The 20,461-nt window shown below is 57.6% G+C and carries 29 protein-coding genes; 4 read left to right on the top strand and 25 right to left on the bottom strand.

The genetic code is table 11. The features are described 5' to 3' along the window. Positions 1–68 precede the first annotated feature (68 nt). Together B5F39_RS02395 and B5F39_RS02390 are read left to right on the top strand one after the other, a co-directional pair. Complete coding sequence (locus B5F39_RS02395; protein ID WP_087363461.1) at positions 69–326, top strand: type II toxin-antitoxin system RelB/DinJ family antitoxin; 258 nt, start codon at positions 69–71, stop codon at positions 324–326. 54 nt (positions 327–380) lie between these two features. Next, on the top strand, positions 381–785 hold the full coding sequence (locus B5F39_RS02390; RefSeq protein ID WP_204245016.1) for a hypothetical protein: 405 nt from the start codon (positions 381–383) through the stop codon (positions 783–785). 234 nt (positions 786–1,019) lie between these two features. Here the strand turns inward: B5F39_RS02390 and B5F39_RS02385 are convergent, their stop codons facing one another. The 15 genes from B5F39_RS02385 to B5F39_RS02320 are packed head-to-tail and all read right to left on the bottom strand — an operon-like array spanning position 1,020 to position 13,684. Further along, positions 1,020–2,711, bottom strand: coding sequence for a hypothetical protein (locus tag B5F39_RS02385; RefSeq protein ID WP_143330620.1), 1,692 nt, complete (start codon positions 2,709–2,711; stop codon positions 1,020–1,022). A 13-nt stretch (positions 2,712–2,724) separates the two neighbouring features. Beyond that, positions 2,725–3,318 (bottom strand): hypothetical protein, encoded by a 594-nt coding sequence (locus tag B5F39_RS02380; RefSeq protein WP_143330619.1) that lies wholly within the window; start codon positions 3,316–3,318, stop codon positions 2,725–2,727. Further along, complete coding sequence (locus tag B5F39_RS02375) at positions 3,318–3,794, bottom strand: hypothetical protein (RefSeq protein ID WP_087363456.1); 477 nt, start codon at positions 3,792–3,794, stop codon at positions 3,318–3,320. The genes B5F39_RS02380 and B5F39_RS02375 overlap by 1 nt, the downstream gene beginning before the upstream one ends. Before the next feature lie 2 nt (positions 3,795–3,796). Further along, positions 3,797–4,870, bottom strand: coding sequence for a hypothetical protein (locus tag B5F39_RS02370; RefSeq protein WP_087363455.1), 1,074 nt, complete (start codon positions 4,868–4,870; stop codon positions 3,797–3,799). Positions 4,871–4,880: 10 nt separating this feature from the next. After that, positions 4,881–6,413 (bottom strand): hypothetical protein, encoded by a 1,533-nt coding sequence (locus tag B5F39_RS02365; protein WP_087363453.1) that lies wholly within the window; start codon positions 6,411–6,413, stop codon positions 4,881–4,883. A 4-nt stretch (positions 6,414–6,417) separates the two neighbouring features. After that, complete coding sequence (locus B5F39_RS02360) at positions 6,418–7,092, bottom strand: hypothetical protein (RefSeq protein WP_143330618.1); 675 nt, start codon at positions 7,090–7,092, stop codon at positions 6,418–6,420. A 28-nt stretch (positions 7,093–7,120) separates the two neighbouring features. Further along, positions 7,121–7,516, bottom strand: coding sequence for a Bbp16 family capsid cement protein (locus B5F39_RS02355; protein ID WP_087363450.1), 396 nt, complete (start codon positions 7,514–7,516; stop codon positions 7,121–7,123). Between the two features lie 15 nt (positions 7,517–7,531). Continuing rightward, the gene (locus B5F39_RS02350) at positions 7,532–8,539 is read right to left on the bottom strand and encodes a major capsid protein (protein WP_087363448.1); all 1,008 of its coding nucleotides are present in this window, start codon (positions 8,537–8,539) and stop codon (positions 7,532–7,534) included. Positions 8,540–8,552: 13 nt separating this feature from the next. Beyond that, positions 8,553–9,227 (bottom strand): hypothetical protein, encoded by a 675-nt coding sequence (locus tag B5F39_RS02345; RefSeq protein WP_087363447.1) that lies wholly within the window; start codon positions 9,225–9,227, stop codon positions 8,553–8,555. A 14-nt stretch (positions 9,228–9,241) separates the two neighbouring features. Then, entirely contained in the window at positions 9,242–9,580 is a 339-nt protein-coding gene (locus tag B5F39_RS02340; protein WP_087363445.1) for a hypothetical protein, read from the bottom strand. A gap of 11 nt (positions 9,581–9,591) precedes the next feature. Then, entirely contained in the window at positions 9,592–11,250 is a 1,659-nt protein-coding gene (locus tag B5F39_RS02335; protein WP_087363443.1) for a portal protein, read from the bottom strand. Between the two features lie 2 nt (positions 11,251–11,252). Beyond that, positions 11,253–11,480 (bottom strand): hypothetical protein, encoded by a 228-nt coding sequence (locus B5F39_RS02330; protein ID WP_087363441.1) that lies wholly within the window; start codon positions 11,478–11,480, stop codon positions 11,253–11,255. A 16-nt stretch (positions 11,481–11,496) separates the two neighbouring features. Then, positions 11,497–11,637, bottom strand: coding sequence for a hypothetical protein (locus B5F39_RS14150; RefSeq protein WP_158095899.1), 141 nt, complete (start codon positions 11,635–11,637; stop codon positions 11,497–11,499). 11 nt (positions 11,638–11,648) lie between these two features. Further along, positions 11,649–13,040 (bottom strand): hypothetical protein, encoded by a 1,392-nt coding sequence (locus tag B5F39_RS02325; protein ID WP_087363439.1) that lies wholly within the window; start codon positions 13,038–13,040, stop codon positions 11,649–11,651. Next, on the bottom strand, positions 13,037–13,684 hold the full coding sequence (locus B5F39_RS02320; RefSeq protein ID WP_087363437.1) for a terminase small subunit: 648 nt from the start codon (positions 13,682–13,684) through the stop codon (positions 13,037–13,039). The genes B5F39_RS02325 and B5F39_RS02320 overlap by 4 nt, the downstream gene beginning before the upstream one ends. A 77-nt stretch (positions 13,685–13,761) precedes the next feature. Here B5F39_RS02320 and B5F39_RS02315 point away from each other — a divergent pair, with 77 nt between their 5' ends. Next, on the top strand, positions 13,762–14,046 hold the full coding sequence (locus tag B5F39_RS02315; RefSeq protein WP_087363435.1) for a type II toxin-antitoxin system RelB/DinJ family antitoxin: 285 nt from the start codon (positions 13,762–13,764) through the stop codon (positions 14,044–14,046). Further along, positions 14,033–14,323, top strand: coding sequence for a type II toxin-antitoxin system YafQ family toxin (locus B5F39_RS02310; protein WP_087363434.1), 291 nt, complete (start codon positions 14,033–14,035; stop codon positions 14,321–14,323). Before B5F39_RS02315 ends, B5F39_RS02310 begins: the two co-directional genes overlap by 14 nt. 243 nt (positions 14,324–14,566) lie before the next feature. Here the strand turns inward: B5F39_RS02310 and B5F39_RS02305 are convergent, their stop codons facing one another. The 10 genes from B5F39_RS02305 to B5F39_RS02260 all read right to left on the bottom strand — a co-directional run bounded on the left by B5F39_RS02305 (position 14,567) and on the right by B5F39_RS02260 (position 20,424). Next, on the bottom strand, positions 14,567–15,007 hold the full coding sequence (locus B5F39_RS02305; protein ID WP_158095898.1) for a sigma factor-like helix-turn-helix DNA-binding protein: 441 nt from the start codon (positions 15,005–15,007) through the stop codon (positions 14,567–14,569). A gap of 330 nt (positions 15,008–15,337) precedes the next feature. Next, positions 15,338–17,605, bottom strand: a complete 2,268-nt coding sequence (locus B5F39_RS02300; RefSeq protein ID WP_087363431.1) for a VapE domain-containing protein — start codon at positions 17,603–17,605, stop codon at positions 15,338–15,340. Positions 17,606–17,663: 58 nt separating this feature from the next. Further along, entirely contained in the window at positions 17,664–18,017 is a 354-nt protein-coding gene (locus tag B5F39_RS02295; RefSeq protein WP_087363430.1) for a hypothetical protein, read from the bottom strand. After that, entirely contained in the window at positions 18,018–18,233 is a 216-nt protein-coding gene (locus tag B5F39_RS02290) for a hypothetical protein (RefSeq protein WP_087363428.1), read from the bottom strand. Further along, positions 18,230–18,481 carry a hypothetical protein gene (locus B5F39_RS02285; protein ID WP_087363426.1) on the bottom strand — a complete coding sequence of 84 codons (252 nt, stop codon included), beginning with the start codon at positions 18,479–18,481 and terminating at the stop codon, positions 18,230–18,232. Before B5F39_RS02285 ends, B5F39_RS02290 begins: the two co-directional genes overlap by 4 nt. Next, positions 18,478–18,870 carry a hypothetical protein gene (locus B5F39_RS02280; protein WP_143330617.1) on the bottom strand — a complete coding sequence of 131 codons (393 nt, stop codon included), beginning with the start codon at positions 18,868–18,870 and terminating at the stop codon, positions 18,478–18,480. Before B5F39_RS02280 ends, B5F39_RS02285 begins: the two co-directional genes overlap by 4 nt. A 179-nt stretch (positions 18,871–19,049) precedes the next feature. Next, entirely contained in the window at positions 19,050–19,250 is a 201-nt protein-coding gene (locus tag B5F39_RS02275; RefSeq protein ID WP_087363421.1) for a hypothetical protein, read from the bottom strand. A 14-nt stretch (positions 19,251–19,264) separates the two neighbouring features. Next, positions 19,265–19,642 carry a helix-turn-helix domain-containing protein gene (locus tag B5F39_RS02270; RefSeq protein ID WP_087363419.1) on the bottom strand — a complete coding sequence of 126 codons (378 nt, stop codon included), beginning with the start codon at positions 19,640–19,642 and terminating at the stop codon, positions 19,265–19,267. Between the two features lie 108 nt (positions 19,643–19,750). Beyond that, complete coding sequence (locus tag B5F39_RS02265) at positions 19,751–20,059, bottom strand: aminopeptidase P family protein (RefSeq protein ID WP_143330616.1); 309 nt, start codon at positions 20,057–20,059, stop codon at positions 19,751–19,753. 176 nt (positions 20,060–20,235) lie between these two features. Beyond that, positions 20,236–20,424, bottom strand: coding sequence for a toxin-antitoxin system HicB family antitoxin (locus B5F39_RS02260; RefSeq protein ID WP_087363416.1), 189 nt, complete (start codon positions 20,422–20,424; stop codon positions 20,236–20,238). Between the last annotated feature and the right edge of the window lie 37 nt (positions 20,425–20,461).

Here is a 20,461-nt window from a genome sequence, read left to right as displayed (position 1 = left end):
CAAGAGCGGCCTGATTTAATACTGCGTATTCGCTTAATGCTATAATTCAAAACAAAGGAGTGATACAAATGCCGTTGGTCACAATGTCCATAAGAATGGACGCGGAAATAAAATGCCAATTTGAATATTTCTGCGAAGAAGTCGGCCTCACGCCGACCGCCGCAATAAACATCTTCGTCAGGACCGTCCTCCGCGAAGGAAGAATCCCCTTCGAAATAAAAGGCGACAGAGAGCGCCATGAAAAGCAAATGGAACGCCTCCGCAGCGGCATTGAGCAGCTCAACGCAGGCAAAGGTCAAGAACACGAGTTAATAGAAGACGACTAATAAGCACAAAGCCGTTTACATAATGCTATAATGCCGCGTGGAGCGTGATCAGACATGGACAGGCAGAAAGTAGGCATCATTTCGGAAGAAATTATAAAACTTCTGTCCCTGCCGTATGCCGCAAACTCCGAAATATACATAAGCCCCGGCAACATCGCGCACATAAAAAACAAACATCCGCAAGACTTTGAAAAATACGGCGCTGACATAGAAAAAATCATCGCCGCTCCCGATTACGCAGGCCTTAACCCCAAAGACGGCTCAATAGAATACGTCAAAAACTATCTTGTTGACACCGAATACGTGAAAGTCGCAGTCAGAGTATCGCGTGGAGGAGTCCTCTTCGTCCGCTCCATGTACGTCCTCGGCACCCAAAGGACGCTCAACTTCATCGCCGCCGGGAAACTCAAGCCGCTGCATTCGCCGTTGACAGAGGAAGCGCAAGACAATAAGATATAGCCAGGAGGAATAAAACCCTGAGGACGGAACGGGCAGCCGTCGCCCCTCGTAAGAGGTTAGGAGATGCGGAATCGTCAACCCGCCTGGTTTTATTCCCCCTTAAGCAAGACGGAAAGAGAGGCGCAAGCCTCTCTTTTTTCATGCGCGCTGCACACAGCGCCCCTACCTTCTCCAAATCTCCGCCTCGTCCGGCCTCGGAGCCGAAACGGTCCCCGTAGGTATGCCGTCAAATCCCTAAGGCGAAACCTCCGCCCCGCCGTCAATATCCACGCCGCTCCCGTCTGGGAAGAACAGCTCGTGATACCGCCCGTCGGCGTCCTTGATATACCAGCGTCCGCCCACTTGCTCAGCTTCAGGAGGAATATAACCGCGCCTGACGCGCCGCTCTGCGGTGCGCCCCGCCACGTTCCGCCTCGTTCCGACCACCTCCGGCGCAAGTATCATATCCATAAGCTCTATAGCCATCTCCGGGGTAATCGGTCCACTCTTGTCTTTGTCGTTCTTCATCGCTTCGAAATGGCTCTGATAAATCGCTTTCCAGCGTTCCTGTTCGGAGATATCCTTGATACCCGCCTTTTTCAGCTTATCCTTAAAGATGGACGAATATCCTATTTCCATCTTTACCTCAACGTCGGACTCGCCGCGCCGCAGGCGGTTATAATATTTCCTGAACTCGTTCAGCACCTCGCTCCCAACCTTATCCCCATACTTCGCTCTGAAATCGGACATCGTCGGGCATACGTCGAGAATCTTCCCGCTATTGCGAAGCTCGTCAACTTCCGCAACGGCGTCCCAGTCGATACGGAACCCCGTGCGCCCCGGCGCATAATCCCCGACGCGGAAATGAGCGTCGCGTTCGCGCTCCATCGCACGCCGCGCCCCGTTCGACGACCACGTGAAAGAATCGATAGCGTCGTTCACGGCTTTTAGAGAAGCGCCGCTGTCCATCATACCTAAAATCTCGTCGGCGTACTGCTCCTCCCGGAACTTCCTGTCGCTCCATTGCTCGCGCCAATACGATTCAGCAGCGGCGACGCGCTTATTCTCTTCAGTACCGCTGTAGTTATCACGTATAAAGGCGCGCGCACTCTCGAGCCCGTCAAAGCCGTATTCCTCAAAGAGCTTAGGCGTATCCTCCTGAAGATGCGCCTCAAGCGCCGCCGCCTCAACCTTAAGCCGTACATTCTCGGCGGCCGACTCGTCCATAAGCCCGGCGTTCTCGCGAACGAAAGCCTCGGCGCGCAGCGGATCGCGCTCCGCCATCAGCAGCGCAGTCTTTGAAATAAGGTCGGAACGTACGCTCCTTGCATTCGATGAATTCGCCTCCTCGCCCTGGTCGCCGAAAAGCGCCATAGTTACGGCGAAAATGCTCTCTTCCTGCGTCTCAAGTGAAATACCGTCAGGCGCAGTCGCAAAAGCCGCCACCATATTATCCAGCGTCTTCGCCGCCTCGGTCCTGCGGTACTCCGCCATGGCGCGCCCCTCGTACCGCATCGCGGAGCGGTTCACGTCCCTATCGTAAGAGGCAGCCGACTCCATAAAAAGCCGCCTCTGACGCGAAGAAAGCCCTTCGGCCACCTCACCGCGCAGCTCGTTGTGCGCCTCGCCGACGCGGTAGGCCAGCCCCTCGGCCCCTGCGCCCTGGGCGTTCATAAAGCCGGAATCTGCGTTATACAGCATCTCGGAGCTTCGCTTCACGTAATCGTTATAAGCCGCGAGCGCCTTCGCCCTGTCTCTGTCCTCCGCCATCTTGTCCAGCCCTGCGGCCAATACCAGAATCCCGCGTCCAAGCTCGCGGGAACCGGCTTCACGAGCTGCTGCTGCCCTCATATACCCGGCGGCCTCGGGCGAATTTGTATCGCGCCGTACGGAGACGGGCCCCTCGTCGCGCACAGAAGGAAGATTAAGCGGTCCTGCCGCCTTCATTGTGGATTCCCCCTCACCCCAGCCGCTTTATAGCGGAAAGCCCGAAAGGCCCCGCGTAGCCGCCGCTTTTTTTCGTACTTTTCTGCCAGCCGGTCATGTCGTCCCACTTGCTCGACACAGTGCCTGCGGCGGTAAGCAGCGAACCGGCCAGCCCGGCGCGCCCGGCGTTCTCGACCGCCGAAGCGTAAGCCTCGCCTCCGGCGCGGGCCCCCGCCGCCTGATGCTCGTACCCTGCGGCCTGGTTCACATACCCGAACCTCCGCCTCTGATAATTCTCCCGCATAAGATTCCTGTCGCTCTCCGCCTGAACCTCTGTAGCCGCGTTCACGTCAGCCGCCGAACCGGAATCGACGAGGAGGCCGGAAGCCCCTGCGGACGCACGTCCCGAAGCAGCGACGGCGTGCTGACGCTTCTGAAGGTCTGAAACCTCGTTCGCCCCCTGCCGCGAAACTGCGTCGGCCTCGTTCCTCGCCTGAGCCGCATTGAACTCAAGCGCCTGCGCCTGGTACTCAGACTGCATCCTCGCGGCGTTCGCCTGCTCGCGCGCCGCCTGCATACCAGTAATACCTGAATAAACGCCTCCTGCGACCGACAAGGCAGTCGCCATCACAGCAGTACACACTTGTCACCGCCTCCTATCCGAAAAGGAATAAACCGAAGTCCGTAAGGGCCGCGCGGCACAGCCTCCCCCATCTCGAAGCCGAGACGCGAAAGCCACGCTATGCTCGCGCGATTCCGTTCGTCGACGAAATTCCGCATATTTGGAAACCGTTCGCGCACACGCGGAAAAATACGAAAAGAAAGCTCCGCGAACTCCCGCCGGTGAAAATCCAGCGCCCGCGTCCCCACCAGCCACGGACACGCCCAATACCAGTCCTCGATACAAACGCCGAAAACTCCAAGCACGCGCCCGCACTCGTCATACCCTGCCCAGCAGTAAGAAGGCGAAGCAAGCCACCCTTTCATCACCGCCAGACGCGCGTCCCCATCCGACGCAATAAGCTCCGCCTCGTCCGCCGGACGTATATCGCGGAGGACTGCCTCGCAGTCGCGCCGCTCGGCGCGTCTTAGAAAAATCGCCACGACTATCCCCCCGTCTCCACTTCGGCGACAAGCGCGAGAATGGAACAGGGCAGCGGATAAGGCGCCCAGCACGTAATGCGCCCCTGTCCCCAGCCGCTCGACAGATGCAGCTTATAATCCTTCGTATAAAGTCCGACAGGCTCGTTATAACGCTCGTCCGTCCTCTGCGGGGCCTCCGACAGAAGCCCTTCCTCGACCGCAGTCAGCCCGGTTCTGTCTGAAGTATCGCGCGGACTTTTCTGCGAAACCTCCGTCCCGATAAAAAGCCCCCGCGTACGCTCCACACGCGCCGTAACCGAAGAAATACGCGACTTCCTCGTAAGCTGCGTGCCGTCCTGACGTCCGTAGACAAGCTCGAGCGTCTCAAGCAGCGCCGCATAAGGAAGCCCGACGTGTACGACGGAAGCCGCATGAGGCAAAACGACCTTGCCGTTCTCGACCGTCAGCCCCTCGATAACGTTCCCGTCAGCAAGACACACAACCTCGCGACCCTCAAGATGCGAAAGGCCGGAGACCTCGCGCGAAGGCGTCTCAAAACGCGCGGTGATCCCCGCGTCCACGAAGAAAGCCTCCTCTGGAGAAAAAGCCTCCGCAGGCGAAAGCAGCTCGATAAACCGCTCATCCCCGCGCCTGACGCAGAGATAAACGTCGTCCACGCCCTCGGAAACGACCGCCGCGACGGACTCGGCAAAGCCATCCGTTGGAAAACGCCCCCAGGCGACGACCTCCTGCTCGCGGATATAAGTCAGCGCAATAAGCGAGCCGTCGCTCATAACGGTCCAGCACATCGAATCCGGCTCCTGAGCAAAAGCCCAGTCCTTAATAGTCCAGCGCTCGAACAGATGGCGCGCAAGCATCGTCAGGTCCGTCCCCGTATAACTGTCCGAGACATATTCATATCCAAGGTCGCGGATACGCAGCCCGCGCGACTGCACGAACAGTACCATATTTCCAATGACGATAGGCTCGATGCGCGCGCATCCGCGGTTCCCCTGAAGCCCGACCTCAACGTTCGAAGGCGTCAGCGCCCCGCCGGCGGCCCCGGGCGAAAGCAGCCACTCGCCGCCCGACGTCATAATAAGCAGCTTATTTATTCGTCGAAACGAAATAATTTATATCGTAAAGCTTGCGCGACACAAGCGTCCCAGAGACGGCCTCGTCGTCCAGCACGTCGAGCGAAACGCTGAAATCGTAATAATCGCCCACCGCAGACAGCCACCAGCTCTGCGGCTCTTCGCGCGTCGCCCCCATGGCGAGCCGCTCCTGATAAAACCCGACAGCCGAGGGCCAGCCAAGCACGTCGCTCCACGAGCCCTCCTGCCAGTTCAGCGTCGCGCGCGTCGAAGCCGCCTCAATCTCAAGAGAGACGACCGCCGAAGTAGGCGAAGAGACGGAAACGACGCGCGCGACAGCCTTATGATAGCCCGCCATGGCGACGAGCTGGAAATAGCCTCGGTCCTCCTCGGAATTTCCCTCCGGCACGAACGAAGTAAAAGAAACGGCGCGCAGCCTCAGCTTCGTCGGCTCCTCCACCGTATCCTGGTCGCTGTAATTCTTCGCATTCCCGCAGCTTGAGGTCGTTCCCTCGTCGTAAGCCTGCGAGATATAAGTCTTATACTTCACCCAGGCATTCTCGTCCGCGTCCCAGTATTCGAGCACAACCTCGCCGCCCCAAAAGCCGCCAGACTCAAGCCTCCACTCCTTATATGCGGTAACCTCAAGCGGCCATCCTGACGAAGATGGCATAAGGACCTTGCAGGATATATCCCCCTCCTGCCATGTCGGAGAAGGAGAGAACTCGATCACATCGCCGTTGACAGAGGTAACGACGGAACTCAGACTTCCGAAAAGAACCTGGCGTCCAACAACAAACTGTTCACGCTGCGTATCGGTCTGGCAAATGAACCTTCGAGAGAAAACACCGCCTCCGACTTCAGAGGTATTTTGAAGTCCATAAATCGTCGTCTCCGTCCATACTCCGCCGGAATCCCCCGACGACTTCACCATAACCTCGTCCACGTGATGCGTCAGCGAAAACAAAGCTCCGACGTGCCCCGACTCAAAAAGCGCAGACGAGGCCGTCATCGTCACATTGCTCCCCGACTTCGCCGAAAGCGCGAGAGTAATATCATCCTGCGCCGCCGTCTTATTGCGGAACGGCCCGCCGCTGAAAGCAAAATCTTCCAGCTTCCATACCGCGTCGCTCACGCGGTAAAGCTCCATCGGCCTGTAATCCTTATGCACGATATAAAGCACGTCCGCCGACTGCGTGAAAGAAAGCCCGTCGAGGTCAGCCTCAAGATAAGGAGTAACAAGCTCGTAAGGCGAGCCGCCGCTCATAATCTGCGCGCCGCCGCGGAAAAAACGCACATACTTATTCCCGAACTCAAGCACATAGCTCTGGTCTATGGAATACTCAAACTCCACGAGGCGGCAGCGCCCCTTAGCCTTCGCGACAAACCTCATCCCGGGACGCTTCGAGACGCCTCCGTGCGGATGGATTATAAAATTCTCGCACCTCGCAAGCCCCGCCGAATACTTCGCAAGGTCGGGCCGCCCGTAAAGCGACGGCGAAATCTCGCCAGTGGCGAAAGAAGTCTGTATCGTATAAATGCTCATGCGCCTACGACCTCGCCTTCAGATATTCGTCGCCCCATACGCGCGCAGCCTCCATGCTCTCGTTCGCGTCTGCGGCAGCGGCGTTACCGACCGCCTCGCGGTAGAAATTCGCGAGATGCTCTCGCTTGTTAATATTCCCGCCCGAAAGCGCCACAGAAAGCTCCATAGCGATGCGCCAGGCGAGAGCCTCGGCAAAAAGCGGCGGGAAAATATCCTCCGCCGGCAGCTTCGTATATTCCGCATAACCCTGATAAAGGTCAGTGAAAATCATCCGTTTTCCGCTCACAGTAAACTGACGGAAAAGCCCGCTCTCCGTCTCCTCGTTGAAAACCCTATGCAGATAAAGACAGTTAGCCGGAAAGCCGTAGGCATACTTAAAACCCGGGACCTTTACCTCCGCCTCCGGCGGAAGAGCATCCGCGGCGCGGCACCACAGCCACGGATGCTCCGCAAGCATCGAGCGCAAAGCGGCGCCGTAGACCGACGAACACAGAGCCGCCTCCGTAGAGGCCTCAAGCAGAGACGAAATCATCCTAGTGCCGCCCACCAAACACAGCGCCCTGTTACATATGGAAACTGCGTTCTCGACGCCCGAACCAGCCGCGTTCTCCATAAAAATCACTCCCTCGACAGTCATAAAAAAAGAGACGCAGAGCGTCCCCTTTTCAATAACAGTCAAAAAGGCGGGGAAAATTCCCCGCCTCCGGTTAAATATCCTCCCAGCTGTGCGTATCGCCCTCGACAAGGAAAATATCCAGCTTGCCGCCGGTAAAACTCCCCGAAGCCGTCACGTTCGCGCGCAGATAACGCTCCGCGCCTCGCGGCACGCGCACCGCGAACAGCTTCGCGCCGGCGGCGGCCTCCGCCGTCAGAATATCGCCGGAGCTGAAAAGCGTCTTCGCCGACGAAAAGGCCGAATCATCGTCAGTCTGTATAGCTACCTCGAAACTCGTCCCTCCGGCAGCAGCCTCGCTGCACTGGCAGACGATAAGCAGCTCGCTGCCGAGCGTATCTCCGCCCTCCGTAAGGTCGAGAATGTCCGAAGCCCCCGCAGTCGAAAGCGCAAGCCCCTCGCAGAGCACAAGATTAGAATCCAGAATCATGCAAAACACTCCTTCCTAGGCCACTGCGGCCTCGTCGTTGCGGATCGCGTCCACCTGGCGGATAGGCACTCCCCAGAACTTCGTTACGGGCTTTCCGCCGACCTCGTCTATCTTCAGCGCCGCAGTCTCGTGATTCGCCACCATAAGATTCAGCGCCGTCATGACGGTGCGGTTGCAGTAGATGACGCGGCGGCCCATATCCGCCTTCGGGAACTTGCCGAACGCCTTAATAAGCAGATTTATGAGATTCGCGCCCGAATACCCGCTCTCGCCCGCGTTCGCGAGGTCGGAGACGTCGATATTCGCGATACGCACGCCGTAACGCCAGTCGCGCACGCAGAAGCCCATATCCCACTTATAATGCGTGACGTAAGCCTCGAAGTCGTTCCCGTCCTTATCCTGCACAGTCTGCTGTCCCCTGTCGTCTACAGTGACGCCCGCCTTCGACCCCTTCGGATAAAGGCCGTGCATAGTCTGGCTCCCCCAGTTAAGGACGTAAATCGAAGTATTGTCCGTCCCGGAGCCGCCTCCGCTGATAACGTTGAAGCCGATCTTCCGCTCGTCCGTCGAAAGAGTGCCGTAGCGCGCCGCGAGCCCGGTGAACTTAGCCTTGTCGTTCTTCTCGTTCCCGTAGATGAGAGTATCAGCCATAGTCTGCGAAAGCCCCTCAAGAAAAGCGACCGACTCCGAAAGCAGAAAAGCCCCCTTGTCCGGCGACATATCCGCGAGAGCCTTGTCCACCTTGCTGTAAGTCTCAAGCATGCCGCATGCGTCCTGAATCTGCTCCGTCGTACTCTTCTCCGACTGCACGCCGCCGTAAAGCCTGCGCCACGTCCCCGCCGGCAGCCCCGTGCGCACCGTCGTCCTGTGAACCATGCCGTTATTGCACTGCTCGAACATCATATCCTCGAGAATGCTGTTCTGCTCCGAAAGAATCTCCACGATCTTTGCAATCTTGCCGTCGCCGTCCGTGCGGCGTGCGACATCCATAAGCGAAAGGCTCGTGCCTCCGATAATGCTCATAACTTTCTGCCTCCTAGTCCTTGAGAGATTTATCGAAAATCATCTTCGCCGCCGCCGCGGCAGGCTCGTCGGAAGAAGCGGCGGCACCCGGGACGAACCGGTCGTCCTCAAGCTCCCTCGCTATCTTCACCATGACCTTCACGAACGGCGGATAATTACCCAGGCCCGAATCGTCGAGATAGTTGTAAAAATCCTCGCTCCCGTACTTGATAAGCATCTTCTTCACCGAAGCGAGATTCTCCTCGTACTTTGCGCCGCCTATCTCTGCGTCGTTCTTCAGCTCCTCGCGCCAGCTCTTCACAGTCTCGCGCTCGGCCGCCATCTGCCTCTCGCGCGCCGCCGACATACGCCTTATATAAAGGTCGGCGACTGCCTGCACCTGCTCGTTCGAAGCCTTGAGCTCGTGCATAATAGGAGTGAGCTCTGCGAGCCCCTCCTCGTCGAGCGTCCAGCCATCCGGCATCTTAAGCTCGTACCTCTCGGGAACCTCGGGCGCTGAAGCCTCATCCTTTACGGCGGTTTTTTCAGCCGCGCCCTCTGCGCTCTCCTTCGTGCTCCCGTCTCCGGCGGCCTCAAGCCCCTCCGTAAGCAGCGAACCGTCGTCGTCCCCGCCGGACTGCGGAACCTCTGCGTTCTGCGTTTCGGGCGGCGTCTCGTTCACAGCCGCGTTCACATTCTCATCAGCCATAAAAATTCCCCTTTCTAACATTCATACACAGCGTTCCCTTCGCCCTTAGAAACGGCGAGCGAGCGCTCCTCGACCTGCGCGAGCCACTCGCCGTACTCCGCCATACAGGAAAGCGGAGCGGCCCCGCCCGCGCGCCAAAGCAGCTCGAACACCCGCTGGCCCACGTTGCGCTCGCCCTCGCGGAAATACGTGTCCCCCGGCGTCGGCGAATCCCTCGCTGAATTACGCAGAAACCCCGTCTCCTCAAGCAGAAGGCCGCAAAAAATCCGCCCCTCCGGCAGAGCCAGAAGAGCGGACGCGAGCTTCGCTTCACCTTTCAGCCGTTCCAGTCGGAACGCTTCATCCTTATTCATGCCTTCGCCTCCTATGGGCCGCCCATAACGGCGGAAAGCGCCGAATTAGGCCGCACGTCCGTCTCCGAAAGCAGCTTCGCGCCCTGCGCCGCCTGCTGGGCGGACTGGACGGCCTGCTGCGCCTCCATAGCCTGCTCCTGACGCGCCATAGCCTGACGCCTCTGCTCGCGCAGAGCCTCCACCGCCTTCGGGTCGCGCAGCATCTTCGCCGGAGCGCCAGACAGCTTGCAGTACTCGCGGATAGTCTCGTCCACGTCGAGGGCGTCCGCCGCTTCGGGGAAAGCCTGCACGAGAGAGCCGACGAAGCTTACCCCCTGCTCGATAGGCTTCATCCCCTGCATCTTTTGCGCCTGCGCGAGAATAGAGACGAACTCGATGTTTATCTCCTGCCCACGAATAGCCTCCGGCGCGGGAGGGATGAGCCCCGACTCGTTCATAATCGCGTAAATGCGCGCGATAGCAGGAGAAAGCAGCTCGCGCTCAAGCCTCGCAAGCACGGGGCCGAGCACAAGCATCTTCTCCTCGTGCCGCTCTATAATCTCGCGAGCCGTCATCTGCGGCGCGTCTCCGCTCTGAAGCATGAGAAACAAATCCGTAAACATCGTCCCGCGTATCGCGTTGCAAGTCTCCGTTATAACCATCTGCAAAGCCGAGATATCCAGATTCACGTTATACAGCGGGATAATCTGCTGAAGCTGCGCGTCAGGGACGTAAGTCACGCCGTTCGGCATCGTCCGCACCTTGCTGCGCCGCAGAGTCTCGCCGGCCACGAGCGGCGGAGCCACCTGCTTGCGCACCGCGACGGCCCTGTCACGTATCTGGATGCGCAGCTCCTTCGCGTCGGGCAGAGCCTCGGCTCCTGGGCCGTAGCCGTAAGTGTCGCTGTCCACGCAGTGCCAGCGCGGCGTCATGGCTGGAAAAGAGCCGTAGCCCTTCACGCGAAGCACTCCCGCCGATGCGCCTCCGCCCGAATCCTCCCAGTAGACGGAGCGCCACGGTTTTTTCGTCAGCTTCTCAAAATCCGGCTCGATGGCCTGATGCACCGTAAACTGCGTAAAAGGCGAATTACGCGCCGCGTAGCGCACTCCCTGCGAACATTTCTCCTCTCCGAAAAGGCTCGTCATCTGCTTCGCCGTAAGCGAGAAATCCCGGTAAATGCAGTCTACGTCGTACCCGTTCGAAGCGCCGAGCCAATACCGCCCGCATGTCAGCGTGGAGCAGCGAATGACGTTCTCGAAATCCGGCTCTATCATCATCACGCCAGTTCCGAAGGTAACCAGCTCGTCATAGACGTTATGCAGCGCGTGATAGAAATTGCTCCCCTGCATAACGCGCATCATGCGCTCGTGAACGTCGTCGAGCCACGCGCGCACCTCCCAGTCGGAATTTGCCTCCGCGTCGTGCGTCGAAAGCATATACCACTGCCGCGACGGCGAAGTAAGGCCGCTCTGAAGCCCCGCGACAAGCACGGACCGCGCCTTCATAGGCACGCTCGAAAGCACGCGCCCCATGTCCGGCAGAATCCTGTTCGCCTGCTCGCCTGGAAAACGCCCCCGAAACGGATGGATATAATCGCGCAGGTCGCGCCACAGCGGCTCGATGAACGACGCCTCCGTCTTAAGAGCGCCGCGCCTCTGTTCAAGGCCGCGCCGTAAAGCAACGTAATCCATAACTATTCACCGCCGAACGTCTTCTTACCGCCGCCGGAGCTTTCAATGCCGCCGGCGCCGCCTTCGTTTCGTATAGTCGCAGCCGCGCCCCTGCGCTTACGCTGCTTCTCAAGCGTCCGTGAAAGCGAAAGATCGCTCTCCTCGGTAGCCCCGCTCGCGACGCTCGTCGTGCCGGGAACGGCCTTAGGCACCGGCGTCGGTTCATAACTCCCGCCTCCGCTGCTGCACATGGCAAATCACCCCTTTCTATGAATAAACGTCGAAATCCTCGTCCACCGAAGCCTCCGGCTGCGGAAACAAATACGCCCCGTCCGGCAGCCTCGGCAGAACAAACCGAAAAGCCCCGTCCGCCTCAAGCGAAGAAAAAACATCCGCCTCGCGTCCCATCGTTCAGCCCCCTATCCGTAAAGGTCGAAATCCTCGTCCGCGGTATAGTCGGACGAAGCAAAACGTTTCGGACTCTCGCGCTTCCGCACCTCCGCGCCGAACGTCACCGCCAGAGCGTCGGCAAGGTCGGGGCTTGCAAGCCCGCGCTTCTTCATATCCTGCTTGCGCTCGAGCTGAAGCTGCCCGCGGCTGTTCGTGCTGTATTCCGGCCCGACAAGGTCGTCGCGCAAATCGCCGTCGTCCGGTATAGCGCCGCCCTCGTAAAACCATTTCCGCATCCTGTACCAGACCTCCGTGCGCCTGTTGTGGCAGTTATCGAGCAAAGCCTTCTCGCCGGCGTAAAAAGCGATAGGCGAACGGTTCATAAGCCGGAGGCTCGACATAACGGCCTCGCCCACGCCCGTAGCGTCCACGATAACCGCGTCGGCCTTATACTCGTCCTCGAACATAGCCACGCGCGAAGCCAGCTCCTCCGGCCTAACCCCGCGCTTCTGATACAGAATCTTCGACATAAGCCCCTGACGCAGAAAGACCACGCTCCTGTCCCCGCCGAACATAGCCACGTCCACGCCTATGACGACGGGCGCGAAATCGAACATCTCCTCGCGCAGATGGCGGCCCATAGCGGCCTCCACCACGTCCCCCGGCATAAACTGCATCTCTGAAGCGTGCGGAAACTCGCCCAAAACGCGCACGCGGTACATATCGCTGTCCTCGCCGTACTCCTCCGCTATCTCTTTCGCGTAAGCCGGCGAGACGCGCGGCGAATCCAGACACGAAAACTGAAAGCGCGTCCAAAGGTCGCGGTTCTTATGATGAGAGTTATAGAAATACCCCGTAAGCCTGGTCGGGTTCGCCGCCATAAGGATACGCGCCCCCTCCGTAGAAAGCGCGCCGCGCGCGACCTCGAAAACCACCTCGGGAATACCGGAAGCCTCGTCGATAAGGAAAATCATGTGCTCCGCGTGAAACCCCTGCAACGCCTCGGGATTCTCCTTGCGTCCCGTGCGCGCCGCGATGAAGCCCGGCGTTCCCTCCATCGTAATCTTGTCGCCCTTAATCCTTACGCACGACCTCCACGGCTCAAGCATCTGCGCGCGCCACTTATCCACCTCCGGCCAGATAATATCCGAAAGCTGGTGGGCCGTCGGGGCGGTAGCGGGAATCTTGACGTCCCAGAAGCATGTTATCCCCCACAGCCCTATCCACGCGAAAAGGCAAGACTTGCCCGTCCCGTGGCCGGAGCGTATAGAAACGCGAGCGCCGGGCGAAGCCATAGCCTCGAGCACCCCGCGCTGCTGTTCCGTAGGCGCCGCCCCGATACACTCCACGACGAAATCATAAGGCGAAGCCCGCCACCGCTCGACAAGAGAAACAAGCCGCTCTTCGTCCACGTCCATCATTCAGCCGCCCCCTCCGCAGCGCCGGAAGCCCGCCGGCGCGCCTCAGCCTGCTGCAAAATAACCGAAGGCGAAACGTTCACGCTGACGGAAGTATCGGCCTCCTTGACCCCCGCAATCTCGGCCAGCAGCTTCGCAGCGGCTATGACGTCGTTCATCTCGACCTCGACCCCGCCGTCCGAATGCTCAGTTGCGGGAATGGCTTTTATCCTCTTGATAGCCCCAGACATCTCCTCAGTCAAACAGGTCGTCGGCACGATGAGCATGTCGCCGAAATCGAGCACCGTCTGGCCGCCGTTCGCTTCCGCAAGCTCTTCAAGTACAGCGCCGCGGCTCGGGTCGTCGCGCCCCGGTGAAATATGTACTATATCCGTGACATGCGTGCTCACTATTCCCGCGAGCCTGCGCATGATAAGCTCTCGCACGCGCTCCTTATCGTAGCCGGATGCGACGAGCGCATCATTACGCAAAGCCTTGATACGACTGATAATTTTAGGTTTTCTTAGGTTCTTCGAAGCCTCGACGGCAGCCCCGGCTTCGCCGTATCCGGCACGTATGGCCGCCGCCGTTGCGTTGCCTTTAGGGTCGCTCACATACTCCTGACAAAAACGTTCCTGCCTCTCCGTAAGCCCAAATTCATTCGCCATCCGCACCACCTCCGTACACAAATGAGATTATTTGAGATACAATAGATACAGAAATAATAACAAAGGAGTGAAACACAATGCCCAAAACAGAAATGCTCCACATAAGAGTAGAGCCCGAAATAAAACAGATGGCCGACCAGACCTTCCGCAGTCTGGGACTAACCACAGCCGACGCCGTAAACGTATTCCTTCGCAAATCCATAGACGCAGGCGGCTTCCCCTTCGCCGTCCGCCGCCGCCTCAGCAAAGAAACGCTCGAAGCTATGGAAGAGGCATGGCGTCTGGCTCGCGACCCTAACGCAAAACGCTATCATTCCATGGAAGAAATAATAGCGGGGTTGGAGTCCGATGACGACGAATAAATACGACGTTATATGGACAAGGCAGTTCAAAAAGGACTTCAAAGCCGCCAAACGCCAAAGAAAAGACATTACGCTTTTACTTGACGTCATTGAAATGCTTGCCAATGATATACCTTTACCGCCGAGGCATGAAGACCATGCGCTGACCGGCAACTGGAAAGGCTATCGCGAATGCCACGTCTCGCCCGATTGGCTTCTCGTATATATCAAAGAAGCCGATGTATTAGTCCTCACCCTCTACCGCGCCGGCAGCCACGCGGAAATCTTCGGCAAATAAATCCCCACACCCGACAAAAAGCCGCCTTCCTCAAACGAGGAAAAGCGGCTCTGTCTTCTTGTCCTCCGCCCCTGAGGGCGGTTCGTTTCTCTGCGGCTTTCGCCAGCATAAAGATTATACCACGAAAAACCTGTCAAAAAACTGACAACAATTCAGACACAATTTGACCTTTGACATTTTGACCAATGCTCCGCCCGGCACACTAGAGAAATGACTTTCGCTTTACCCGCGCAAGCGAAAAGTTCATTTCAACGCGCCCGTGCGCCAGTCTTCAAGAAGCGGCTGCACCTCAAGAACGGGGCGGTAAAGCCTATTCAGCGCTTGGCTGATATGCCGGTAGACGCTTCTTTCGCTGAACCTAAGTTCCGCCGCGACGTCTGCCACCTCCATCTTCCGCCAGTACCGCAAAGCCAAGATGCGCCGTTCTTCATCCGGCAGCTTACAGTAAGGCTCGTAAATCCCCAGCATAAGAGCCGATAGCCGCCGGAGCACCGAATCGTCGTAACGCTCGAGATACCTATCCGCCGCACTGGTGACGCCCCCGCCGTCCACCCTCTCGCCGTAAAGACAGCCGCCGGCGAGAGCCTTGGCGTCCAGCATAAGCTTATACCCGTCATAATCCCGCTTGATAGCCGGGAAATCCCTCACCGCCCCCTCGGCGATCCTCTGCCTGTACGACGCCACCGTCATTCCTCCTTCTCATGGCGCGGACGCTTTTCTGTGTCCGCAAAAATGTCCGCGAGGAATGTCCGCAAACGAAAAACTAAGGTCATCACTGTGTTTATATATACTTGCGGACATTGCGGACACTTAGAACTCATAATTTAGAAAATCATACGAGAGAAAAAATCCTAAATTTAAGTCGAAAAAAACGGCCAAGTGTCCTAAAAGGGTACACTAATCCAGTCATACCAACGACTTTCTTTTTTGCGGACACATCTGCGGACACTTTTGAAGCGTCCGCAGATGTATCTTCAAAAACCTTGATATGACTGGATTCTTAAATGCGGACGTTTATCTGTAAAGATATGGAATGTCCGCACCGCCTTTCTCTTTCTTGGGAGGAAGAAGCCACATACGGGCACGGTCATGCCCACTACGCTTACTCGTCGTTCCCGTCAGCTTACGCAGCACGCGCGCCGCCTTCATTGCGTCTCCCGGGCGCGGGACGCCGACAAAACCGGCCTGTATAAGCGCGTCGGTAGCAGTCATCTCGCGCCAGAAGCCGCGGTCAAGTTCCCAATTCAATCCTTCTGTAAGAAGGTCCTCTATGGGGTTCGGAGCCTCGAACTGCCAGTTCTGCCGCGCGAGCTCGGCCTCCTCATCCTTCGTAAGCCACCACTGCCCGAGCGGGTCGTCCGTGCCGCGCATATAATAATCCTCGTAGACTTCGGCCCATATCTGCTGCATGTCGCGGCGGTCTATCATATCCATGCGTTCAACCGGAATGCACCACCATCTGGAGTTCCCCGTGTCGTCTATGAGGATCTCGCGCTGGTTCACAGTAGCGCCGAAGACCGTACGCCGCTGGAACTCGCTCATGCGCCTCCCCCACGGCATTCGAAGCACGTCTGTGCTGCGCGTGAGAAAGTTCTTCAGCGCAGACATATCCGACCGCTTGAAAGTCCCCTCCAGCTCGCCCAGCTCCGTAATCCAGAAGGAAATAGCGCGCTTCAGGCTGTCCTTGTCGTTCGGGTCGAGTCCTATGCCCTCGTTGAAAAACTCGTCGCGCCCAGCAAGATTGCGGAACCACGTAGTCTTCCCTATTCCCTGACCGCCGATAAGCACCAGCACACCCCGGTAGTGGAACCCACGCGGATGAAAGGCAGCCGCCGCCGCGGAGACAAGCCACTTCCGCATAAGCAGCTCCTTGAAACCGCGCGGGAAGCCTTTCTCCTCTACAACGGAATCATAGACGTTCCCGATGCGGTGAATCCCGTCCCACGGCTCGGAGAGTATCCACTCACGCACAGGATTGATAACGTTCCTCGCCGCCACCTCGGACAGAAACGGGTCTACGTTGCTTGAAGGAAAGCCCCACTGCGCGCAGAGCGAGAGAATATGCCCCAGCGTCGCGTTCTTCACGTCGTCGCCGCAGTACTCCCGCCCCGGAACGCTTATGATGCCCTCCTTCTTGATCTCGTCATATTTTACACTGATACCAGCGTAAGCTAGCAGCGCCTCGAGATTCGCGATAGTCCCCTTCGGCCGCCCAGTAGTCTCGCTTACATGCACAAACTGCGGATATGCGTGCCGCACCTTATATTCAGAACGTTCCTTGAAGCGCTCCAGCTTGGCGAGCATGGCGGCGCGCGTTTTCTTAAGCCCGAACTTCGCCGCAAAGTCGTTCCAGTCGGAAAGCTTCTCTCCTTCGTCAAAATCAGGGAAGACGAACGGAATCCCCGTCTCCTCAAATATTTTGAACGCAGCCGCGCCTCCGGCGTTGCCCATCCTCTTATAACGGTCGTTGTCCGCCGCGACGACGAATTCCGTTTGTTCCCATTTCTCGCGTACGTTGTCTATAACAGGGCGTAAGTTACCGCAATCAGCCGCGACAATCACGTCGTCTCCCAGAGCATCCGCAATGGTGCTACCGGTAGCCCAGCCCTCGCAAACCCAACAACGCGCTGAAATCACAGACGGCAGTCCGCCGCTCTCCGAACATCCGTTCGTGGAAAGAGCCTTTTTACCCCCTTCGGCAAGCTCACGCTGCCCCGAAAGAAAACAGAAATTCCCCATCTTGGGAGCGTCCTTCTCAAAACGCTTGGAACCGTCGCCGGAAATAGTCTGTACAGTAGCGATGCTTCCGTCAGGGAAATAATAAGGGATTACAAGCAAATCGCCAAGCTGTCTCGCGCCGTGCGCGCCTAAAAGCCCCTTCTTCAAAATATACTTATGAAGCGGGTTCGCCTCAGAGGCCGTCTCCCACTTCACGCGCGCGACGTTTATAGCCTTTTCGCGCGCTATGGCCTTCTCTTTGTCGCTCTCTTCCTTACGCGCGGCGCACTCTTCGACGTACCGGCGGCGTTCTTCATCCGTCCAGCTGGAAGCCGCTCCGTTGCGGAAAAACCAAGTCGTATAAGGAACGCCGTGAGAGGCCTTATAGCTCTTGAAATAGCCGGCGGGCGACTCGTCCATATAGACGCAGTACTCGCCGGATTTTTCCCGTCCTTTGTCGCCGCGCACCCTATAACGGTGCTTGCGCCCGTCCAGCCGCAGCGTGTCGTTATCCGCCGGAGCGATCCCCGCCTCAGCCATCGCGTCAAGAAAAGCGCGCTCCACGTCGTAATAATTGAAATCCGCTATCTTGCCTCACCTCGCATTCAGACAAAAACGAAGCTTACTGCCCGCTATCAGGCGCAGAAACGGCCTTCCTCGGCCTTCCGCGCTTACGCTTCGCGCCTGTCTCAGGCAGCGCCTTCACGCCCGTCTCCGCCTCATAGCGCTTGTCTATCTCGGCAAAAAACTCGGCGAGCGCCTTCTCCGAAATAAGCACGTTCACATTTGAACGGATAGAATTCTTGATAACAAGCCACGAATGCCCCGCGAGCCTCGCCGCGCGGATCTCCGAATAAAGCTCCTTAACGAGCTCATACTTCACGGCATTGCACCCGCCGCGCTTAGCCGGAGACCGCGCAAGCTCAGTAAGTCCCATCCGCGCCCTGCCTAAACCTGGCATATCGAAATCAGCCATCTATCCAACCTCCCCGTCCCAGCAGTGCATACAGCACAAACACCTGGGACAACTTCCGTCACTCTCGCTTGGCCCGCCGTCAAAAACATCGCCCGGACAGCCGAACGCGGCGTGAAAACGGACCTGCAAGGCAAAACGCAGCCTCTTTATCTCCGCCGGCGCCAGCAGCTCATCGTCGAACCTCACCCCGCGCATGACCTTATCGAAATAAGTCATCCCCGTTCCTCCACCCTCGGCCCCCAGCAGCCGCGCGCAAACTTCGGGCACTTCATGCAGCCAAGCGGCCCAAGCGGCACGCGCTCCGGCATCTCGCGCCCGACATAAAAATCGCGGCTGGAACAGCAGCACACCGCGAAAAACGCGGGAGAACGCCGCGCAAGACGCAGCGCGAAAGCAGAAAAACGCTCACGCAGCCCCGGCAGCCGAAGCCCCTCAAGCGCAAAATTATCCCCGAACACTGTCATAACGCGCCGCCCTCCTTCAAAACGGACTCGCACAAAACTCCGTCCTCCGGCCCCATCGCCGCCATGCGCGCGACCCTGGCCCTGTAATCACGATACCCGCGCAGCCTATCTTCCAGCACCGATATTTTCTTCTCATACTTCTCGCGCATCTTCTCGACAGAGACGGCGTTCGCCTCGCACGCCTCAGCCTCATCGCGCAGCCGTGCAATCTCCGAATTGGCGCACTTCAGCCGCGCCGTAAGGTCGTCCCGTTCGGCACGGACGCGCTCCAAATTTGCTGACGTCTCCCCAGCGGCGCGGATATCCTCTGCAGCGACAGCTACGCCGTCGCGGAAAGCCTTATACTCGCGCCGTAAATCCTCGCAGGCCTTGGAAGCGCCTGAAAGCATAGCCTTATAATTATCCCGCTCCTTAGCAACGAGCTTCAGCTCGCGAGAAACCCGCACAAACTCGGACGAATCCCCATTATCGGCAAAAGCCCGCATCTCATTCACAAACGCCGACAACTTCGCGTTCTGCTCGCTGGAAAGAAAATCGAAATCACACTCAAAAGCCATGAACAAAAACCTCACTTCCCGGCCTTCACCGGCGCGTACTGAACCCGCATAGCGCGGCACACGCCCTTAGTACCTTCGCTCTCCTCATACAAATCGCACGCGCCGCACCGCAAAGCAATCTTCGCAATATCGCGCAGCACCGAAACCTGCGTCCGGTTCTCGCGCTCGTCGAAAACATGCCTCCGCTCCAGCCTGCCGCACGAAGCCACCATACGAAAAACTGTACTCACCGCGCTCCGCAACCTTCCGACACCGCGCGCAGCCGCCGCTCCATAGGCGTAAGATTCTGCACACACTCGCGCTTCGTCGAATCGCGCCACGCCTCGAGATCCTCCAGCGTGTAATACACGCGGTTCCCCTTAACGTGATACGGCGGCCCCACAGTCTTACTCCTCGGCATCCGGCTCTTATTAAGAAAAGCCTTCGACACCTTAAGAAAAGCCGCCGCCTCCGCAGTAGACATATTCCGTGGATCGGCCCCATCCGAAAGCGCCTCAATACGCTTAGCCTCAAGCAGCCGGTCCAGCTTCTCGTTAAGCGCCGAAAGCTGCTCCATAAGCGCCTCCGCGTCCACCGCCACAACAGAAGAAAACAACTCCGCCATAAACACCGACCTCCAATCCCAACCCGTGATACAATAACGGGACACTGTTATTACAAGCTGTTGCACCTCCCTATGCGGTATTCGCAGTACCGCATAGGGAAACAGCTCCTATTCATCGTCCAAAAGCCCGCGCAGCTCCCTGTCGCGCCGGATATGCTTATAAATATCTTCCACATCCCATTCCTTAATAAACCGCACGTCAGTACCGCAATTCTCCATATGTTCAATAACAGCGGAACCAATATCCTTCCACGAATACCCAAGATTCACCGCCTGCGTAATCTCGTCGAACATCTCATTCACGACGGGATAAAGACGCTTAAGCTCCGCCTTCGGCGGCTTCCCGCGCTTTGGCTTCACCGTTATGTTCTTGCTTTGAAGATTTTCAACCAACGTCATAAAAATCACCTCATTCATATAGTCGCTTTGCGATTATTGCGACTTGAATCTTATCACATCTAATTTATCATTGCAATGCGACTATTGCGATTAAGGAGGAATAACATTGTCTCAGCTCTATGTCAGACTCCCAGAAGAACTCCATACCAAGTTGCGTGTTATTGCCGCATTAAAAAATGAATCTCTCAACCTGACTATGATTGACGCTGCTCAGACTTACGTTCATCAATGGGAGGAAAAACACGGCGAGCTTCCAACGCCTCCGTCAGCAGAGTGACGATGCACGCATTGAGAGAAACGTCATCTTTCGCGGCTTCTATACGCAAAGCCTTATGTAAATCCTCAGACATACGCACGTATGCTTGTCGAATATCGTTTTTCATCAGAATCTCCTATACTCACAGCAGATAGTAACCATGA

Source organism: Cloacibacillus sp. An23, assembly GCF_002159945.1.
Taxonomy (GTDB): Bacteria; Synergistota; Synergistia; order Synergistales; family Synergistaceae; genus Caccocola.
The sequence above is the reverse complement of the archived record's forward strand: the minus strand, read 5'-3'. Positions and strand labels throughout refer to the sequence as shown.

What these genes read in the sequence shown, in the direction of transcription:
- B5F39_RS02395 (WP_087363461.1), top strand. Translation starts at nt 69, where the DNA reads ATGCCGTTGGTCACAATGTCCATAAGAATGGACGCGGAAATAAAATGC.
- B5F39_RS02390 (WP_204245016.1), top strand. Translation starts at nt 381, where the DNA reads ATGGACAGGCAGAAAGTAGGCATCATTTCGGAAGAAATTATAAAACTT.
- B5F39_RS02385 (WP_143330620.1), bottom strand. Translation starts at nt 2,711, where the DNA reads ATGAAGGCGGCAGGACCGCTTAATCTTCCTTCTGTGCGCGACGAGGGG.
- B5F39_RS02380 (WP_143330619.1), bottom strand. Translation starts at nt 3,318, where the DNA reads ATGGCGACTGCCTTGTCGGTCGCAGGAGGCGTTTATTCAGGTATTACT.
- B5F39_RS02370 (WP_087363455.1), bottom strand. Translation starts at nt 4,870, where the DNA reads ATGACGTCGGGCGGCGAGTGGCTGCTTTCGCCCGGGGCCGCCGGCGGG.
- B5F39_RS02365 (WP_087363453.1), bottom strand. Translation starts at nt 6,413, where the DNA reads ATGAGCATTTATACGATACAGACTTCTTTCGCCACTGGCGAGATTTCG.
- B5F39_RS02355 (WP_087363450.1), bottom strand. Translation starts at nt 7,516, where the DNA reads ATGATTCTGGATTCTAATCTTGTGCTCTGCGAGGGGCTTGCGCTTTCG.
- B5F39_RS02350 (WP_087363448.1), bottom strand. Translation starts at nt 8,539, where the DNA reads ATGAGCATTATCGGAGGCACGAGCCTTTCGCTTATGGATGTCGCACGC.
- B5F39_RS02345 (WP_087363447.1), bottom strand. Translation starts at nt 9,227, where the DNA reads ATGGCTGATGAGAATGTGAACGCGGCTGTGAACGAGACGCCGCCCGAA.
- B5F39_RS02340 (WP_087363445.1), bottom strand. Translation starts at nt 9,580, where the DNA reads ATGAATAAGGATGAAGCGTTCCGACTGGAACGGCTGAAAGGTGAAGCG.
- B5F39_RS02335 (WP_087363443.1), bottom strand. Translation starts at nt 11,250, where the DNA reads ATGGATTACGTTGCTTTACGGCGCGGCCTTGAACAGAGGCGCGGCGCT.
- B5F39_RS02330 (WP_087363441.1), bottom strand. Translation starts at nt 11,480, where the DNA reads ATGTGCAGCAGCGGAGGCGGGAGTTATGAACCGACGCCGGTGCCTAAG.
- B5F39_RS14150 (WP_158095899.1), bottom strand. Translation starts at nt 11,637, where the DNA reads ATGGGACGCGAGGCGGATGTTTTTTCTTCGCTTGAGGCGGACGGGGCT.
- B5F39_RS02325 (WP_087363439.1), bottom strand. Translation starts at nt 13,040, where the DNA reads ATGATGGACGTGGACGAAGAGCGGCTTGTTTCTCTTGTCGAGCGGTGG.
- B5F39_RS02320 (WP_087363437.1), bottom strand. Translation starts at nt 13,684, where the DNA reads ATGGCGAATGAATTTGGGCTTACGGAGAGGCAGGAACGTTTTTGTCAG.
- B5F39_RS02315 (WP_087363435.1), top strand. Translation starts at nt 13,762, where the DNA reads ATGCCCAAAACAGAAATGCTCCACATAAGAGTAGAGCCCGAAATAAAA.
- B5F39_RS02310 (WP_087363434.1), top strand. Translation starts at nt 14,033, where the DNA reads ATGACGACGAATAAATACGACGTTATATGGACAAGGCAGTTCAAAAAG.
- B5F39_RS02295 (WP_087363430.1), bottom strand. Translation starts at nt 18,017, where the DNA reads ATGGCTGATTTCGATATGCCAGGTTTAGGCAGGGCGCGGATGGGACTT.
- B5F39_RS02290 (WP_087363428.1), bottom strand. Translation starts at nt 18,233, where the DNA reads ATGACTTATTTCGATAAGGTCATGCGCGGGGTGAGGTTCGACGATGAG.
- B5F39_RS02285 (WP_087363426.1), bottom strand. Translation starts at nt 18,481, where the DNA reads ATGACAGTGTTCGGGGATAATTTTGCGCTTGAGGGGCTTCGGCTGCCG.
- B5F39_RS02280 (WP_143330617.1), bottom strand. Translation starts at nt 18,870, where the DNA reads ATGCTTTCAGGCGCTTCCAAGGCCTGCGAGGATTTACGGCGCGAGTAT.
- B5F39_RS02275 (WP_087363421.1), bottom strand. Translation starts at nt 19,250, where the DNA reads ATGGTGGCTTCGTGCGGCAGGCTGGAGCGGAGGCATGTTTTCGACGAG.
- B5F39_RS02270 (WP_087363419.1), bottom strand. Translation starts at nt 19,642, where the DNA reads ATGGCGGAGTTGTTTTCTTCTGTTGTGGCGGTGGACGCGGAGGCGCTT.
- B5F39_RS02265 (WP_143330616.1), bottom strand. Translation starts at nt 20,059, where the DNA reads ATGAATGAGGTGATTTTTATGACGTTGGTTGAAAATCTTCAAAGCAAG.
- B5F39_RS02260 (WP_087363416.1), bottom strand. Translation starts at nt 20,424, where the DNA reads ATGAAAAACGATATTCGACAAGCATACGTGCGTATGTCTGAGGATTTA.